Genomic DNA, 16,994 nt, shown 5'->3' on the forward strand with positions numbered 1-16,994 from the left:
TTTAATTAATTGTAGCATAATTAACATTTTGTATAAATTTGTGTTTTAATCCTAGTACAATAAATATCAAATTTGTAAATAAAAGCATATGCCAGCAGTAGAAACAATCAATATTCCATTAGGATACCAAGCACCAAATTTTAATTTGTTAGATACTATTACCAATTCCTTTAAAACATTAGATGCTGTAAAAGGCGAAAAAGCAACAGTCGTTATGTTTATCTGTAATCACTGTCCATATGTAAAGCATATCAACGAACAATTAGTACAGTTGGCTAATGATTATATACCAAAAGGCGTAGCATTTGTAGCTATTAGTAGTAATGATGTAGAAAATTATCCAGACGATGCTCCAGATAAAATGACACAAGTAGCTAAAGAACAAAATTATCCATTTCCTTATTTGTATGATGAAACTCAAGATGTAGCCAAAGCATATCAAGCAGCGTGTACACCAGATTTTAGCATTTTTAATAAAGATATGCGTTGTGTTTATCGTGGACAACTAGATAATTCTAGACCAAAAAGCGATATTCCAGTTACAGGAAACGACATAAGAAAAGCACTAGACAATATTTTACAAGAATTACCATTAAACGAAAAACAAATTCCAAGTTTAGGTTGTAGTATTAAATGGAAATTAGAAAACAATTAAATGGATATTTTTAAGTCAATTAGAGAAAATAAATTAGTCGAAGGAGTTGCTGCCATGCAAAATTTGGTAAAAACTACAGGCAATCTAATGTCTTTAATTTCAGACAATAAAGTATCTAATTCTGTAAGAGAAATGCTAAAAGGTTTACGAACTATTCTTACAGAAAAACCAAATATTACTTCAGTCAATCATTTTATCAATCACTTTTTACTACAAATCGATCCAGAAAATCAACCAATAGTAATAAAAGAGTTGCTAGAAGTTTTTCATGAAAGATGGAAAAATGTAGATAGAAAAACAGCAGAAATTGCTCAACTCAACTACGATTTCAACCAAAAGAAAATTGTACTTTTTGCTCAAGATGAAGCTGTAATTGCTATGATAGAAGCAATGCACATCAAACAAATGAATTTTAACTTAACTCAAATTCTATCAAAAGTAGATAAACTAGGTAAAGAACAAGCAAGAAAAATTGCCAACATTGGAGTTAAGTTAACTGCAATAGACGATAGCAATATGGCAAAATACATTAAAGAAGCAGATATTATTGTAATTGGTTGCGATATAGTAATGCACGATGTATTCATAGCAAAAATTGGTACACAATCATTATGTAGCATCGCTAATTTTTATCAAAAGCCAGTTTTCGTACTAGCAGATACTAGAAAGATACTCAACAAAAAATACTTTCCACAGTCAGTTGTCGATACTTTTATAGGAAGAAATAAAACAGCACAAACCACAATTTGGAAAGATGCACCAGATAATGTTATGGTTATTGATTCATTTTTAGAAGAAATACCCAATAATTTAATTACAAAATTCGTTTTTGAAAAAGAAGCTTATACACCAAATGAATTAACAGAACAAGTAGATAAAGTATTGGTCTCTAAGTTTTTTTAAGATTTAGGTATAGTTTTTGACTATATATTTGTAAAAACCAAAATATGAGTACAGCAACATTACAAAAAGAATCGTCAGCAAAAGGATATATTATATCTGGAACAATTCATATTGCACTATTTTTATTGTTGTTCTTTATAGTGTTAGACCGACCTGTAAGCGATGGTGGATTAAATGGTTTATTGATAGATTTTGGCGATAGCGAAACTGGTTTAGGTGATGATAATACACAGCTAACAGCGAATAATGAAACAACGCCAAATAACTATGTTCCACCAACAAGTGCTTATACACCAACTACTACAAAAACAACAGCAAGTCAAACTATTACTTCAGATAATGCAGAAGCCATTGCTATAGCAAAGTTGAAAAAACAACAAGAATTAGCTAAGCAAAAAGCATTAGAAGAACAAAAAAAGCAAGCAGAAGAGTTAGCTAAACAAAAAGCATTAGAAGAACAAACTAAAAATAGTGTTGCTAGTGCATTCAATAAAAATAAAACAAGTGGTGCTGGTGGTAGTGGTACTGGCGAAGGCAATAACGGAGCTGGTGGAAATCAAGGTGCGACTTGGGGAAAACAAGGTGGCGACAAAAGTGGTACAGGCACAGGAACTGGTGGTACAGGTACTGGTAGTGGTACAAGCGGAAAAAATAGCAATTATTCCTTGCAAGGCAGAACGCTAGTTGCCAATAATGTACCAATTAGTAAAGAAAGTAAAGTTGGTAAAGTTGTAGTACTAATAAAAGTAGATAAAAGTGGAAAAGTAATTTATGCGAAAGCACCTTATCAAGGTTCTACTATTTCAGACAGTTATTATGCTACCATTTCAGAGCAATCTGCTTATAAATTTAAGTTTAGTGCTAGTAGCGATGCAGCTGATGAACAACAAGGTACGATTACTTTTAATTACGGATTTTAAGTTTTGATATTTCGTGAAAAAAATATATTTTATACTAGTATTAGTATTGATTTCGATCAATATAAAAGCACAACAAAGTGAGTACGACACTATTGTTTTGCCAGAAATTATTTTAGCAGATGATACCATTCCATCTATAACGCTGCCACCAGTTTTAATTCAAGCAGATAGATATGGACCATTCAAAATTTCTCAAAGAGATAGAAATTACTTAGATAAAGTGTATCCATATGCATTGAGAATTGCTAGGTTAAGTCAGGTAATTGAAGACAACTTAGACAAGTGCAAAAACAAAAAACAGAAAAAACAATTTTTAAACGATGCCGAAAAACAGTTGCGTGCTGCTTACGAAGAGCAACTAAAAAATATGACGAGAACGCAAGGCAACTTTATGATTAAATTGGTACATCGAGAAACTGGAATAACAGTGTTTGATTTATTGCAAAAATATAGAGGCAACTTTAAAACTTTTTGGTGGAATATGGGTGCGAAGATGTTTAAACTTAACTTAAAAGGCACTTACGACGCAGAAGGTGAAGACAAAGAAATGGAGAAATATGTCAAAAAATTAGACGATATTTACAATAGAAACGGTTTAAAATTTATAATAAACAATGAAAAATTCAATTTATCAGTTCCAAGTTCAAAATCCAGCAAAAAAAACGATAAGTCTAAGTGATTATCAAGGAAAAGTACTATTAATAGTCAATACAGCATCTAAATGCGGACTTACTCCACAGTTCGAAGATTTAGAAAAACTATATCAAACATATAAAGACCAAGGATTTGAAATTATTGGCTTTCCATCAAACGATTTTGCAGGACAAGAACCAAATTCTGCCGAAAAAGCTCAAGAGTTTTGTCAAATCAATTATGGCGTTTCGTTTCCAATAATGGATAAAATTCATGTAAAAAAAGGAGCGGAGCAAAATGAGTTGTTTACATTTTTAGGTAATGAAGCACCAGGACTAAATATGTTAACACATCCAAAATGGAATTTTCAAAAATACCTAATCAATAAACAAGGAGAAGTAGTAGATTATTTTGCACCAACTACAAAGCCAATGTCTACTAAAATTCAAAATGAAATAAAAAAATTGCTTTAGTGAAAGCAATTGCACAAGTAAATGAAGACTGTTTTTCAATTGCAAATAGAGGGCAAGTTGTCTTTTTAAAACATCAACTAGATGGAATAAAAAGAGGTACTATATTAAGTTCTGAAATTAGAAATTTAAGTTGGGTTATAATATCTAGAGTACTTATGGAAATTATTACTAGTGAACATCATTTTTTTGAAAATGAGTCATTTGATTATATTTTATGTAATTTTAAAAATGATATTGAGAAAAAAAATGCAATTAAACGACTAAGAGAACAAGAAGATAATAATATTTATAGATATCTTGTTAAAGGACTAAATCATGATAGCGCAATAGGAAATAATGAAGTCCTAACAATAGAAATGTAAAACATAATCAATGAAAAAAAATGTAGCAGACAAATTAGTAGAAATGCTTGTTGCAGCAGGAGTAAAAAGAGTATATGCCGTTACTGGAGATAGTCTTAATCCTGTTAATGATGCAGTAAGAAGAGATGGTAGAATACAGTGGATACATGTGAGACATGAAGAAGCAGGTGCTTATGCAGCATCTATGGAAGCAGAACTAAATGGTATAGGTTGTTGTATGGGAAGTAGTGGACCAGGTCATGTACACTTAGTCAATGGTCTTTATGATGCCAATAGGTCAGAAAATCCAGTAATTGCTATTGCTTCTACTATTTTTACAGAAAAACTAGGACTCGATAATTTTCAAGAAACAAGACCAGAATATCTATTCCAAGATTGCTCAAAGTATGTTTTTATGGCAAATACAGCGAAACAAGCTCTCAACGGAATGCAAACAGCTATACAACATGCACTGAGTAAAAAAGGAGTAGCAGTGCTAGGACTTCCAGGTGATGTTGCAGCTGCCGAAATAGAAAATGTATATGCTGCCAATAAAAATTTTTATACCACGCCAAGAGTAATTCCAAATCAAACAGAAATACAAGAACTTAGCCAAATTATCAATGAAAAAGATAAAGTAATGCTTTACTGCGGACATGGTTGCAGAAATGCAGTAGAAGAAGTAATGCAATTAGCTGAAAAATTAAATGCACCTTTAGGATATAGTTTTAGAGGAAAAATATTTTTTGAAAAAAGTGATAATCCATATGCCGTTGGTCTAAACGGATTACTAGGCAATAAGTCTGGATTTGAAGCAATGCATAAAGCAGAGGTACTATTAATGTTGGGTACAGATTTTCCGTATAGCGAGTTTTTACCTGAAAATTGTACTATTGTTCAAATTGATACAAAACCTGAAAAATTAGGTAGAAGAGCCAAAGTAGATTTTGGTTATTGCGGAGATATAAAGTCTACCATACAAGAGTTATTGCCACAATTAAATACAAAAGAAAATAAAGATTATTTAAATCAAATGCGTCAGTTACATATAGAAGTCGAAGAAAACTACGATGCTTATGTAAAAAATAAAGGAACTGAAGATTTAATACATCCAGAGTATGTTGCTTATACAATAGACAGACTAGCAGATGACGATGCTATTTTTACAGTAGATACAGGAATGAGTGCTGTTTGGGCTGCACGATATCTAAAAGCAGGAAAAAACAGATATTTAACAGGTTCATTTAATCATGGCTCTATGGCAAATGCTATGCCAATGGCTATGGGTGCAGGTTTAGCCAATCCAAATCGCCAAGTAATAGCTTTTTGTGGCGATGGAGGAATCTCTATGTTGCTAGGAGATTTAATGACCATAAGTCAATATAAAGTTCCAGTAAAAATTATTGTATTTAATAATCGTGCATTAGGAATGGTTAAGCTTGAAATGCGTGTACAAGGATATATGGATTGGCAAACAGATATGGTTAATCCAGATTTTGTAAAACTTGCAGAAGCTATGAATATTGCGGCTTGGGAAGCAAGTCAACCAAGCGAAGTAGAACAAGCCATATCAAATGCACTAAAACACGACGGACCAGCTTTAGTTAATGTATTAACCGATCCAAATGCTTTAGCAATGCCACCTACTATAAAGTTCGATCAAGTAAAGGGTTTTGTAGAATCAATGTCTAAAATGATGATGAATGGCAATTTTGCAGAAATAGTAGATACAGGAAAAAGTGATATCAAATATTTAAGAGAATTATTATGAAAGAAGCAATTAAATTCACAGTCGTTATTTTAATAATTACTTTACTTATAATTGCTACAGTAATATGGACAGTGCCAGGACTTATTATTACTGCAGTACTATTGCTATTGATTGGATTTTATGATTTTTTTCAAACGAAACATACCATACTAAGAAATTTTCCAGTCATAGGTCACATGCGATATCTTTTAGAGTTATTAGCACCAGAAATACATCAATATTTTATAGAGTCAGGTACCGATGGAAAACCTATTGATAGAAATCACCGAGCTTATATTTATGAGCGAGCTAAAGAGCAAAACCAAACACATCCTTTTGGTACAGAGTTAGATGTAACCAAAGAAAACTATAGATGGATGCAACACAGCATTTATCCAGCAAAAAAGCTAGAAATAGCTCCTAGAGTAACTGTAGGTGGAAAAGAGTGTAAACAACCATATAGTGCTAGTATATTTAATATCTCTGCAATGAGTTTTGGTGCTTTAAGTAAAAATGCAATTGAAGCATTAAATATTGGAGCAAGAGAAGGTAATTTTTTTCATGATACAGGCGAAGGCGGTATTTCTAAATATCACTTACAAGGTGGCGATTTAGTTTGGGAAATAGGAACTGGATATTTTGGATGTAGAACTCAAGATGGTGGATTTGATGCTCAAAAATTTAAAGAAAAAGCCAATTGGGAAACAGTCAAGATGATTGAAATTAAAATTTCCCAAGGTGCAAAACCAGGACATGGTGGTGTATTACCAGCAGCTAAGAATGACGAAGAAATTGCAGCAATAAGAGGTGTGCAACCACATACTACCGTACTTTCTCCACCAGGACACGCTACTTTTCACAATGCAGAAGGACTGTTGAATTTTGTTCAACAATTACGAGAACTGGCTAATGGAAAACCAGTTGGGTTTAAGCTAGCAATTGGAAGTAAAAAAGAATTTATTGAAATTTGTGAAAAGATGAATGCAACAGGCATTAAACCAGATTTTATTACTGTAGATGGAGCAGAAGGAGGAACTGGTGCTGCACCAATAGATTTTTCTAACTATGTTGGCATGCCTTGGGAAGATGCTTTAATTTTTGTAGTAGATACATTAAATAAATACAATTTAAAAGAAGAAATTAAAGTAATTACAGCTACTAAAATTTTTACCGCTTTTGATATTTTTAAAGCAATGTGTATAGGAGCAGATATTTGTAATTCAGCTAGAGGAATGATGTTGGCTTTAGGTTGTATACAAGCATTAAAATGCAATACCAATGAATGTCCTACAGGCGTTGCAACTAATAATCCAAAGTTTGTAAGAGGATTAGTAGTTTCAGAAAAATGGAAACGAGTTAAAAATTATCATAAAAACACAGTAGAAGATTTTTTAGAGTTATTAGCAGCATCAGGTTGTAATTCTACTACAGCATTAAATAGGTCATTTATTTATAAAAAAATAGACGATAAATGGCATACTTATGAAGAATGATATTTTACTATACACTAATTGGGACAGTATGAGCCAACAAACATGTATTACTAGCAGCCATGACCTACAACTTACAGAAGTACTTAAAGTTTATTACCCAAACCAGAAAAACAGCCATAAAAGCATAGAAATAAACAAAAAAGGACTAAAAAACACTATAAAAAGCTTAATTTTTTACATTTTGACACCAGTAAGCTACTAAAAGTACCACACAAAAATATTAAACCCAAAATATAATTTATATAAATAAGTATATGTAATAGTGTATACTTATAGTTTTTAGCATTTTTTATCCAGTTGTGCAACGGTCACTGCTGTTATGCACAGTTATTTTTTTACCCATCCTTTTTCTTTGAGTTGTTGAATTGCATAATTAGAAGGGTCTATCTTGAATTCAAGCTCTCTTTTTAATTCTAGAAGCATATTATTGTCGGGTTCATATTCTAATCCTTTTTTACACCATTTGAGAGCATCATTGTCGTTTCTAATATTGTTTTTAAAGTTTAAAGCACAACCACAGGCGGATATTGCATTTGAATGCTTTTCTGTGTAAGTTAAACTGTCTCCGTTATAAAATGCTTTTTCAAAAAAGAAATTAGCCTTTACAGCAATTTCCTTTTTCATTTCTTTATTATGATAGTAGCTAATTCCTGAAGCCTTTTTTGAATATCCTTGTGCTAGTCCTAGACAAACCCTTTGGTCATTAGGTTCAATTTTGTAAGCTTTTTCGAAGTAACTAATACTTGATTGTATAAATTCTTTGGCTTTTTCCTTATTACCAACTCTACTTTTATATTCAATATATCCTAATTCAATTAATGCTTCTAAATAATTTTCATTGAGTTGAATTGCAAAAAGAAATTCTTTTTTAGCTCTTTCTAATGAATCTCGATAAAAACTATTTTCTTCAATTTTACCTTTAATCAAATAAAGAAAAGGAAATTTGTTGTTCTGAAGTATTAATTCATCAATTAATTTGATAGCCAGTTCATAATCATAAGATGCTATCGACAATATTTTAAGTGCCGTATCAGCAAGGACTTTTTCATTATGATTTTTTGCTTGAGATCTATAAAAAAGATTGATAACGGAATTGTCTGATGAGCTGAATTTTAGTTTTTCTTGAATAAAATTCTCATACTTAGCAATGATTTCTTCCTCATTGTCTAATGCAAGATATTGCTTTGAATAAATCTTTGCTAGATAAGGAATTGAGTACCCAATTATACCTGTATCGGATTTTTTCTTATAACACAATGAAATAGTGGTAAGTCTTGGTATGGCTTGAAGCCCAATTTCATCATTTGTAAAACCACTTATATAAATCAAATCATCTATTGTTAATAGTGATTCTTTTTCAGATAATGAAAAAATGAATAAAACTGTTTTTTCAATAATTGATAATTTTTCTATAGAGCCTTTAAAACAAAACGTCAAAATATCTTCATAAGCTTTGCCACTTTTTAAGTTTTCTAATACAATTTCTATTGGAGTGCCTTGTGATAATTGATGAGTAATCAATTGACCTGCTAATGGCATACCTTTGGTGTAGGCATACAAGTCATCGAGATTTTTTTCATATAATTCTAAAAAGTTACCTTCTCCATTAAAATTAGAATATTGTGATAATAAAAACTCAGGAAATTCTTTTTCACGATTAAAGCCATTCAAATTTATTCGCGACATATAAAAATCTCCAAGAGTTTCTCTTGTCGTTAATATAGCTTTCGATTTTAAAGGAAAGTGTTCTAAAAAACTAATCAAATCGGTATCGTTAAGTGTCTCAAGATTATCAACGATTAGCAATACTTTGTTTTCTGATAGAAATTTTAATACAAGTTCTATATTATCCTGTTCAACCTCATTTTCAATACTTAAAAGTTGATTTTTTACAATGAATTCATAAATTTCATTTATCAAATCAGAATAATTTGATATAAATTCAGTCAATACTTTAATTCCACCTGGTGTATACTTATTTCTTTTGGAGCTAGTCCATATTACAAAATCAAAATTGTTTTTATAGTCTTTATTATGAATTAATTGTGAAACAAAATAATGAACAAAACTTGTTTTGCCAATTCCGCCAATCCCATCAATTTGTATAATTCTGTTGTTTTGGTTAGCTAATTTCTTATTTAAATCAATTAAATACTCATTTCTTCCTATGAACTCGGAATACATAATTGGTTGCTGTGAAACATTTTCAATAATTCCAAAATTATTGCTTTTGAGTTTGTAAAAAAGATTATCAGCTTTAATTGAACGACTACCTCTTCTGCAATAAACATCCCCACTTTTAAAAACTACGACATTGGTGTTTTTACCATTTTTCCAATTATTTTTTTGATACTGACCATCTTTTTTAAATGGTATTATTGGGATTGATGGAAAAATATAAATCACAAAAAAATAATTGCCTTCTAATTCGATAGTATTAGTGACATAATTTATTTCACCATCACAATAAGAGTCTAGGATGTTTGCAATGTTCGCTTCATCTACGTCTGAATCACTTCTATCATCTAAACCAATCCATTCATAAGATTTATTTACCCCAAAGACAATATGTCCGCCTTTAGAGTTTGCAAAAGCTAAAAAATCTTTAATAAATTCAACTTTACTTGATGTGTCAGATATTTTAAAGATTTCTTTAAAGTCAAGTTCTTCTGTTTCAGATTTTATATCAGAGTTTTTTAAACCTTCTAAAAAGTCCTTCGTAACAAATTTTACTTTTTCTAATGTATTCATTTTTCTAGTTCTTCAGGGTCTTTTATAATTGTGCATAACGGAGGGCGGATTTGCGAAGTCCTGAAGCGTGTAACGAAGTTACACAAAGCGAAAGGATTTTGCAAATCCGCTGATGTGTTGAAGGTCGTAGCGACAGCGAAGACCGTTCGACGCATCAGCGGATGTAATCCGCCCTCCGATGTGCAAAAGACGCAGCGGTAGCGGAGACTTTTGCACATCACCCAAATATACGCAATAAATTGAATTGCGTATATTTTTTTGCTAAAAATAATTTTTATTTATAATGGTTTTATTTTCAATACTATACAAAAGATATGTTTTTGCGTATTTTAAATATCCTTGTAATTTATAACTTGCGTATTTTTCATTAAAATACTTAAAATACGCAATATGCTTTGGTGAAAATATAGCATGAAGATGACTTCATACTATACTGAAGACTGCTTTATCATTTTAGATTCTGTATATTTTTTGTTCCTCAAAATTACGGAAGGATGGCAGTTTTTTTTATTTTTCGTCTTAGTAATGAAATATTTTGTTCGCACCTCACTCAGTATAGATGGAAAATTATAAGCATCTACTCTTAACTTATTTAATTACACATATCAACAATAAAATAACATCACAAACTTTTAACTATCCTAGTATTTTTTCATCTTTAAGCATTAATTATAAAAATGAAACTATACTCAACAAAACACCAATCGCAAGATGTAGATTTAAGTACAGCAGTACTTAAAGGTTTACCACCAGATAATGGTTTGTATATGCCATACAATATTCCAAAACTAAGTGATGATTTTTGGAAAAACTTAGATAGTTATACCTATAATGAAATGGCATTTCGTATTGCTAAGAATTTAATTGGTGATGTTGTTACAGATGTAGATTTATTGAAAATTATAGAACAAGCGTATAATTTTGATGCTCCTTTAGTGCATTTAAAAAATCAAGAGATACTAGAATTGTTTCATGGACCAACTTTAGCTTTTAAAGATTTTGGTGCAAGATTTATGGGACGACTAATGGGGCATTTCCTACGAAACGAAAATAATAAAGTCAATATTTTAGTAGCTACAAGTGGCGATACTGGAAGTGCAGTTGCTCATGGTTTTCTAAATGTTGAAGGAATTGATGTAACTATTTTGTATCCAAAAGGAAAGGTGAGTGATATACAAGAAAAACAATTTACTACACTTGGTGCCAATATTACCGCTATTGAAATTGATGGTGTTTTCGATGATTGTCAAGCTTTGGTAAAGCAAGCATTTTTAGATGAAGATTTAAATAATGCGATGACTTTATCTTCAGCTAACTCAATAAATATAGCACGATTAATTCCTCAATCATTTTATTATATTTATGCTTACAAACAATTGGAAAATAAAAATCTAGATTTATATTTTTCCGTTCCAAGTGGAAATTTTGGCAATCTTACTGCTGGTTTATTTGCAAAAAAAATGGGTTTGCCTATTAAAAAAATGATAGCTAGTACTAATGATAATGACATTTTTACGCAGTACTATAATAGTGGAAATTTTGAACCAAAACCAAGTGTGCAAACCATTTCTAATGCAATGGATGTTGGTAATCCTAGCAATTTTGTTAGAATGATGGATATCTATAACAATAATCTAAGTGAACTAAAACAAGATATTGTTGCGTATAGTTTTAATGATGAACAAACTAAAGCATGTATTAAAAAAATATATAAAACAGAAGATTATTTAATGTGTCCGCATACAGCAGTTGCATATTTAGGCATGCAACAATTTCAACAAGAAAATGATATTCAAAATGCTAACAGTATTGCATTGTCAACAGCACATCCTGTGAAATTTGGCGAAGTCATTACACCAATTATAGAAGAAGTCGTAGCAGTTCCAGAAAGATTACAACATATCATCGATGGAAAAAAACAAAGCATTTCACTAAACAAAGACTTTGCTGGTTTTAAATCTTGGTTGTTAAATAAATAGTGTGTAACTTTATTTGTATGAATAAAATCTTTACATTATTTACTTTGTTATTTGTTTTTGTGTCTTATATTTTTGCTGATTGTGGCAATCGATATATAGATACTACTTTTCCAGTTAAAAAGTACACTGATATTCAGTACGGTTTCAATTTCGATAGTAAAAATAACCCAACCAATTTATTGTTAGATGTATATACGCCAGATCCAACAATAGATAACGAAAATAAAAAACCACTCATTATTTTTGTTCATGGTGGTTCTTTTATTGGTGGCGATAGAAATGACCAAGGCATCAATCAAACAGCAGCTTATTTTGCAAGTTTAGGTTATGCTACGGCAAACATAGAATATAGAGTTCAACAAACTACCATTTTTAATCCAATTTTAGATTTTGCCGATTATAACAATTTCTATCAAGCAATAATTCGTGGTATGCACGATGTAAAAGCAGCTATTCGTTTTTTCAAAAAAGATGTAGTAGAAAATGGAAATTCGTATGGAATTGATACGAATAATATTATTTTATATGGATCTTCTGCTGGAGCTATTATTTCTTTACATACTATTTTTTTAGATGATACTTCAGAAATGGATTTTCGTTTTAAACCAAATTTTGATGTATTAGGTGGATTAGAAGGCAATAGTGGTAATGCTGGTTATTCATCTAATAATGTAAAAACAGTTATAAGTTGTAGTGGAGCATTACACGATCCTAATTATTTGAATAATAATGCTGATATTAATTATATCGGATTTCATAATACAATAGATTTTACTGTACCATACGAATTAGGTTGTTTTGTTACCGCAGCTTGTTTCCTTGGATATTTTTATGGCGATAAACCAATTTATAATAATACAGTAAGATTAAATATGAATTCCGAGTTCTATCCAGTAGAAGGTTACGGACATCCAGTGGATCAATATGCAGACACAGCTACTTTTAGAATGATAAGAGAAAAATCTAAACAGTTTTTGTATAATATATTTTGTGAAGAAGCTATAAATGATACAACAACAGTTACTGCAATTAATAAGAATACAATAAAACCACTATCGGTTTATCCAAACCCAATAGTAGATAAGGTAAATATTCAGCTACCTAATGAGTTGTTGCAAAAAGAAGTAACACTATCATATACAGATATAACAGGACGAGTATTAAATACAACAACTCGAACAATTAATAGTAATATTATAGCACTGAATGTAGATTTTCTAGCAAAAGGAATGTACTTATTACAAGTATCTACTCAAGATGACAATACTATCTATACAACAAAATTGCTTAAGCAGTAATTAACCTTTTAGCTTTCTATAGCCAACTAAAATAATTAAAGCACCACCAATTGCCATTAAGAATGATTTGATGTCAAACGAGTTAACATCTCCAAAACCTAGTAAACTACCAATAAAACCACCTACAAAAGCACCAGCAATTCCTAGTAAAATAGTGATAATCCAACCACCTGGATCTTTGCCTGGCATAATCATTTTAGCTATTGCACCTGCAATCAATCCGAATAAAATCCATGATAAAATTCCCATGTTAATTAATTTTTAACAAGTTTAATTAAATTACTTGTAAAAGTCAAAAAAAATGTCCACCAAATTAATGATGGACACTTGAACTAAACTGTTATTGTATAAATCAACTTTTGAATTATACTACAAGTTGTGCTATTTTTTTTATAATGTCAATATTTTTATTGTTTATTATCAAAAATTAATATCTTTGCACCACAATGAAAACATTGTCTTTCATACTACAACATCATTTTCATCACGCTTAGGCGTGATATTTTACATTTCATTGATATACGATATCGTATTTTTACTTTTTCAATTATTAATTTCAAAATCTTAATCCAAAATAGGATAAATTTAAAATCATGCAAAGAATAAAATTAGCTATTCAAAAAAAAGGGCGACTCAGCGAAAAATCAATACAACTGATTAATGAATGTGATATTTCTTTTCCAAATAGTTCTGGTAAGTTAACTACAGCTTGCTACGATTTCCCAATGGATATTCTCTTTTTAAGAGATGATGATATTCCAGGTTATGTAGAAGATGGTGTAGCAGACATTGGCATCGTAGGAGAAAATGTGATAGCAGAATTAGGCAGTCAAGTAGATAATAGATTAGATATGGGCTTTGGTAAATGCAGATTGTCATTAGCCATTCCAAAAAATGATGCTTATAATGGTGTACAGTCTTTTCATGGTAAATCAATAGCTACTTCTTATCCAAATATATTGAACAATTATTTGTCTAAAAATAATGTTACTGCCGATATTCACGAAATAAGTGGTTCGGTAGAAATTGCACCAAGTATTGGATTAGCAAGTGCTATATGTGATATTGTAAGTACTGGTTCTACTTTATTGAGTAATGGATTAAAAGAAGTAGAAACAGTGTTTAAATCGCAAGCAGTATTAATTGCTAATAAAAATTTATCTGTAGAAAAAAATAAAATATTAGAACAATTAATATTTAGATTTGTAGCAGTTCAAAAAGCAAAGAATAACAAATACATTTTATTAAATGCACCAAATGAATGTGTAGATAAAATTGTAGCTATTCTTCCAGGTATGAATAGTCCAACGGTTTTACCATTAGCAAAATCTGGTTGGAGTTCTGTACATTCTGTAATTACCGTTAAAGATTTTTGGACGATTATTCAGCAATTAAAGGATGCTGGAGCAGAAGGAATTTTAGTTACACCTATTGAAAAATTAATTTATTAAAATGAATATTGTTAAGTATCCAGAAAAAGGTTTAGAGTGGATGAGCTTAATGCAAAGACCATTTTCAGATGATGAAGATATATATAGAATTGTGAATGATATTTTATATGATGTTTCTTCTAATGGAGATGAAGCTTTAAAAGCATATGCACTTAAATTCGATAAGGTAGAGTTAGATGACTTTTTAGTAACTAAAGAAGAAATTGAAACTGCAATAACATTAGTCGATGATGAATTAAAACAAGCCATTCAACAAGCAAAATCAAACATAGAAAAATATCATCAAGCTCAAGTAAAAATAGAAGATAAAATTACTACAATGCAAGGTGTTGAATGTTGGCGTAAATCGTTGCCAATAGAAAGAGTAGGTTTATACATTCCTGGTGGCACAGCTCCTTTATTCTCTACAGTATTGATGTTGGCAATTCCTGCAAACATTGCACAATGTAAGTCTATTATTTTGTGTTCGCCACCAAATCAACAAGGCAAAATTCATCCTGCAATTTTATACACAGCACAGCTTTGTGGTGTACATCAAATTTATAAAGTTGGTGGAGCTCAAGCTATTGCTGCTATGGCTTTTGGTACAGAAACTATTCCAAATGTCTATAAAATTTTTGGTCCTGGAAATGCTTTTGTTACTAAAGCTAAAGAATTAATTAGCACACATGGTATTGCAATTGATATGCCAGCTGGACCAAGTGAAGTTTTAGTGATTGGTGATAAAAATGCCAATGCTAATTTTATTGCAGCCGATTTATTATCTCAAGCAGAACATGGTATAGACAGTCAAGTTATTTTTTTAACCGATGATGAAGAGAAGTTGTTCGCAGTAGAACAAGCCGTTAATCAACAATTACAACAATTGCCACGAAAAGAAATTGCTACACAAGCATTAGAAAATAGTCAGTTGATTTTATTGCATTCTTTAGATGAAGCAATGCAATTTAGCAATGCTTATGCACCAGAACATTTGATTTTACAAACCGAAAATGCAACTGAATTAGCAGAAAAAGTGAGCAATGCTGGTTCTGTATTTATTGGTGCTTATACACCAGAAAGTGCTGGCGATTATGCAAGTGGTACTAACCATACTTTACCTACACATGGTTATGCTTTGTCTTATAGTGGTGTTTCGGTTGATAGCTTTATGAAAAAAATATCTTTTCAACATATATCTGAAATTGGATTACAAAATATAGGTAACACCATAGAAATAATGGCAGCAAATGAACAATTACAAGCACATAAAAATGCAGTGAGCATTCGTTTAAAATCTATTTATGAAAAAAATTAACCTTAATAATATTATTAGAAATCACATTCTACAAATGCAAGCTTATTCTGCTGCACGATTAGAATTTGATGGTAGCAACGCTATTTTTATTGATGCTAATGAAAATCCTTTCGGCTCTGTTTCCGACTATTCTTGTAATCGTTATCCAGATCCTTTGCAAACAGATATTAAAAATGCATTAGCTATTTTAGAAGATATATCACCAAAACAAATATTTATTGGAAATGGAAGTGATGAATGTATTGATTTATTGATTAGAGCTTATTGTGAGCCAAAGCAAGATGCTATACTATATTTTCCACCAGTTTTTTCAATGTATCAACACTGTGCAGATGTTCATCATATTCACAAACAAGAAATTTTATTGTTAGAAGGCAGCTATCAATTAGATATTGATAAAATATTAAATAGAATAAGTAATGATGATAGTATAAAAATAATATTTATTTGTAATCCAAATAATCCTACAGGAAATTTAATTCACACCGATGATATCCTATCTATTTTAGATGCCTTTAATGGACTAGTTGTTATTGATGAAGCTTATATTGATTTTTCTGATGCTACTTCATTTGTAAGTCATTTGCATCAGTTTAATAATTTAGTAGTACTCAAAACATTTTCAAAATCTTGGGGAATGGCAAGTATTCGTCTAGGTTATCTAATGGCAGATGAACAAATTATACAAGCATTAAATACCATTAAAATGCCATATAATATTGGTCAGCATACACAAGAAACGGTTTTAAATGCACTACAACATCATCAAACAAAAACAGATTATATCAACGAAATTATAGAACAAAAAAATATATTATTAGAAGCACTCAAACAATTTTCTTTTATCGAGAAAATTTATCCAACAGCTGCCAATTATGTATTGATAAAGGTAGATGATGCCAATAAACTCTATCAACATCTAATTAAAGATAATATTGTAGTCCGAAACAGATCTAAATTACCTTTGTGCGAAAATTCATTGAGAATCACTTTTGGCACTGCAAATGAGAATCAACAATTATTGACAAGTTTGAAAAATTATCAATAACT

15 protein-coding genes are annotated in these 16,994 nt (G+C 30.6%); 13 read left to right on the plus strand and 2 right to left on the minus strand.

Features of this window, described 5'->3' with window-relative positions; genetic code table 11:
• Positions 1-88: 88 nt before the first annotated feature.
• From H6553_05060 to H6553_05095, 8 genes are read left to right on the plus strand one after another with little or no spacing between them, the layout of a single operon-like run.
• Positions 89-655, plus strand: coding sequence for a thioredoxin family protein (locus tag H6553_05060; GenBank protein ID MCB9033185.1), 567 nt, complete (start codon positions 89-91; stop codon positions 653-655).
• Positions 656-1,558, plus strand: a complete 903-nt coding sequence (locus H6553_05065; protein MCB9033186.1) for a hypothetical protein — start codon at positions 656-658, stop codon at positions 1,556-1,558.
• Between the two features lie 44 nt (positions 1,559-1,602).
• Positions 1,603-2,478, plus strand: a complete 876-nt coding sequence (locus H6553_05070) for a hypothetical protein (GenBank protein ID MCB9033187.1) — start codon at positions 1,603-1,605, stop codon at positions 2,476-2,478.
• A gap of 46 nt (positions 2,479-2,524) precedes the next feature.
• Positions 2,525-3,157, plus strand: coding sequence for a DUF4294 domain-containing protein (locus H6553_05075; GenBank protein MCB9033188.1), 633 nt, complete (start codon positions 2,525-2,527; stop codon positions 3,155-3,157).
• Entirely contained in the window at positions 3,093-3,584 is a 492-nt protein-coding gene (locus H6553_05080) for a glutathione peroxidase (GenBank protein MCB9033189.1), read from the plus strand. Before H6553_05075 ends, H6553_05080 begins: the two co-directional genes overlap by 65 nt.
• The gene (locus tag H6553_05085) at positions 3,584-3,946 is read left to right on the plus strand and encodes a hypothetical protein (GenBank protein MCB9033190.1); all 363 of its coding nucleotides are present in this window, start codon (positions 3,584-3,586) and stop codon (positions 3,944-3,946) included. Before H6553_05080 ends, H6553_05085 begins: the two co-directional genes overlap by 1 nt.
• A gap of 10 nt (positions 3,947-3,956) precedes the next feature.
• Entirely contained in the window at positions 3,957-5,696 is a 1,740-nt protein-coding gene (locus H6553_05090; GenBank protein MCB9033191.1) for a ubiquinone-dependent pyruvate dehydrogenase, read from the plus strand.
• On the plus strand, positions 5,693-7,168 hold the full coding sequence (locus H6553_05095; protein MCB9033192.1) for an FMN-binding glutamate synthase family protein: 1,476 nt from the start codon (positions 5,693-5,695) through the stop codon (positions 7,166-7,168). The genes H6553_05090 and H6553_05095 overlap by 4 nt, the downstream gene beginning before the upstream one ends.
• Before the next feature lie 327 nt (positions 7,169-7,495).
• Here the strand turns inward: H6553_05095 and H6553_05100 are convergent, their stop codons facing one another.
• On the minus strand, positions 7,496-9,919 hold the full coding sequence (locus tag H6553_05100) for a putative DNA binding domain-containing protein (GenBank protein ID MCB9033193.1): 2,424 nt from the start codon (positions 9,917-9,919) through the stop codon (positions 7,496-7,498).
• 677 nt (positions 9,920-10,596) lie between these two features.
• Here H6553_05100 and thrC point away from each other — a divergent pair.
• Together thrC and H6553_05110 are read left to right on the plus strand one after the other, a co-directional pair.
• Positions 10,597-11,898: a threonine synthase gene (thrC, locus tag H6553_05105; GenBank protein ID MCB9033194.1), complete on the plus strand. Its 1,302-nt coding sequence runs from the start codon at positions 10,597-10,599 to the stop codon at positions 11,896-11,898.
• Between the two features lie 17 nt (positions 11,899-11,915).
• Entirely contained in the window at positions 11,916-13,196 is a 1,281-nt protein-coding gene (locus tag H6553_05110) for a carboxylesterase family protein (GenBank protein ID MCB9033195.1), read from the plus strand.
• On the opposite strand, the gene H6553_05115 is transcribed toward H6553_05110, so the two are convergent.
• The gene (locus H6553_05115) at positions 13,197-13,445 is read right to left on the minus strand and encodes a GlsB/YeaQ/YmgE family stress response membrane protein (GenBank protein ID MCB9033196.1); all 249 of its coding nucleotides are present in this window, start codon (positions 13,443-13,445) and stop codon (positions 13,197-13,199) included. It abuts the gene before it with no gap.
• 341 nt (positions 13,446-13,786) lie between these two features.
• Between H6553_05115 and H6553_05120 the strand changes: the two genes are divergently transcribed.
• From H6553_05120 to hisC, 3 genes are read left to right on the plus strand one after another with little or no spacing between them, the layout of a single operon-like run.
• Complete coding sequence (locus H6553_05120) at positions 13,787-14,647, plus strand: ATP phosphoribosyltransferase (GenBank protein ID MCB9033197.1); 861 nt, start codon at positions 13,787-13,789, stop codon at positions 14,645-14,647.
• A gap of 1 nt (position 14,648) precedes the next feature.
• Positions 14,649-15,944 (plus strand): histidinol dehydrogenase, encoded by a 1,296-nt coding sequence (gene hisD, locus H6553_05125; GenBank protein MCB9033198.1) that lies wholly within the window; start codon positions 14,649-14,651, stop codon positions 15,942-15,944.
• Entirely contained in the window at positions 15,931-16,992 is a 1,062-nt protein-coding gene (hisC, locus tag H6553_05130) for a histidinol-phosphate transaminase (protein MCB9033199.1), read from the plus strand. Before hisD ends, hisC begins: the two co-directional genes overlap by 14 nt.
• Positions 16,993-16,994 lie beyond the last annotated feature (2 nt).

This window comes from Chitinophagales bacterium (assembly GCA_020636535.1).
Taxonomy (GTDB): domain Bacteria; phylum Bacteroidota; class Bacteroidia; order Chitinophagales; family JADIYW01; genus JADJSS01.

Excerpts from the sequence above, each read along its gene's own strand:
- thrC (MCB9033194.1), top strand. The coding sequence starts at position 10,597 with ATGAAACTATACTCAACAAAACACCAATCGCAAGATGTAGATTTAAGT.
- H6553_05070 (MCB9033187.1), top strand. The coding sequence starts at position 1,603 with ATGAGTACAGCAACATTACAAAAAGAATCGTCAGCAAAAGGATATATT.
- H6553_05065 (MCB9033186.1), top strand. The coding sequence starts at position 656 with ATGGATATTTTTAAGTCAATTAGAGAAAATAAATTAGTCGAAGGAGTT.
- hisD (MCB9033198.1), top strand. The coding sequence starts at position 14,649 with ATGAATATTGTTAAGTATCCAGAAAAAGGTTTAGAGTGGATGAGCTTA.
- H6553_05060 (MCB9033185.1), top strand. The coding sequence starts at position 89 with ATGCCAGCAGTAGAAACAATCAATATTCCATTAGGATACCAAGCACCA.
- H6553_05095 (MCB9033192.1), top strand. The coding sequence starts at position 5,693 with ATGAAAGAAGCAATTAAATTCACAGTCGTTATTTTAATAATTACTTTA.
- H6553_05090 (MCB9033191.1), top strand. The coding sequence starts at position 3,957 with ATGAAAAAAAATGTAGCAGACAAATTAGTAGAAATGCTTGTTGCAGCA.
- H6553_05080 (MCB9033189.1), top strand. The coding sequence starts at position 3,093 with ATGAAAAATTCAATTTATCAGTTCCAAGTTCAAAATCCAGCAAAAAAA.
- H6553_05110 (MCB9033195.1), top strand. The coding sequence starts at position 11,916 with ATGAATAAAATCTTTACATTATTTACTTTGTTATTTGTTTTTGTGTCT.
- hisC (MCB9033199.1), top strand. The coding sequence starts at position 15,931 with ATGAAAAAAATTAACCTTAATAATATTATTAGAAATCACATTCTACAA.
- H6553_05100 (MCB9033193.1), bottom strand. The coding sequence starts at position 9,919 with ATGAATACATTAGAAAAAGTAAAATTTGTTACGAAGGACTTTTTAGAA.
- H6553_05115 (MCB9033196.1), bottom strand. The coding sequence starts at position 13,445 with ATGGGAATTTTATCATGGATTTTATTCGGATTGATTGCAGGTGCAATA.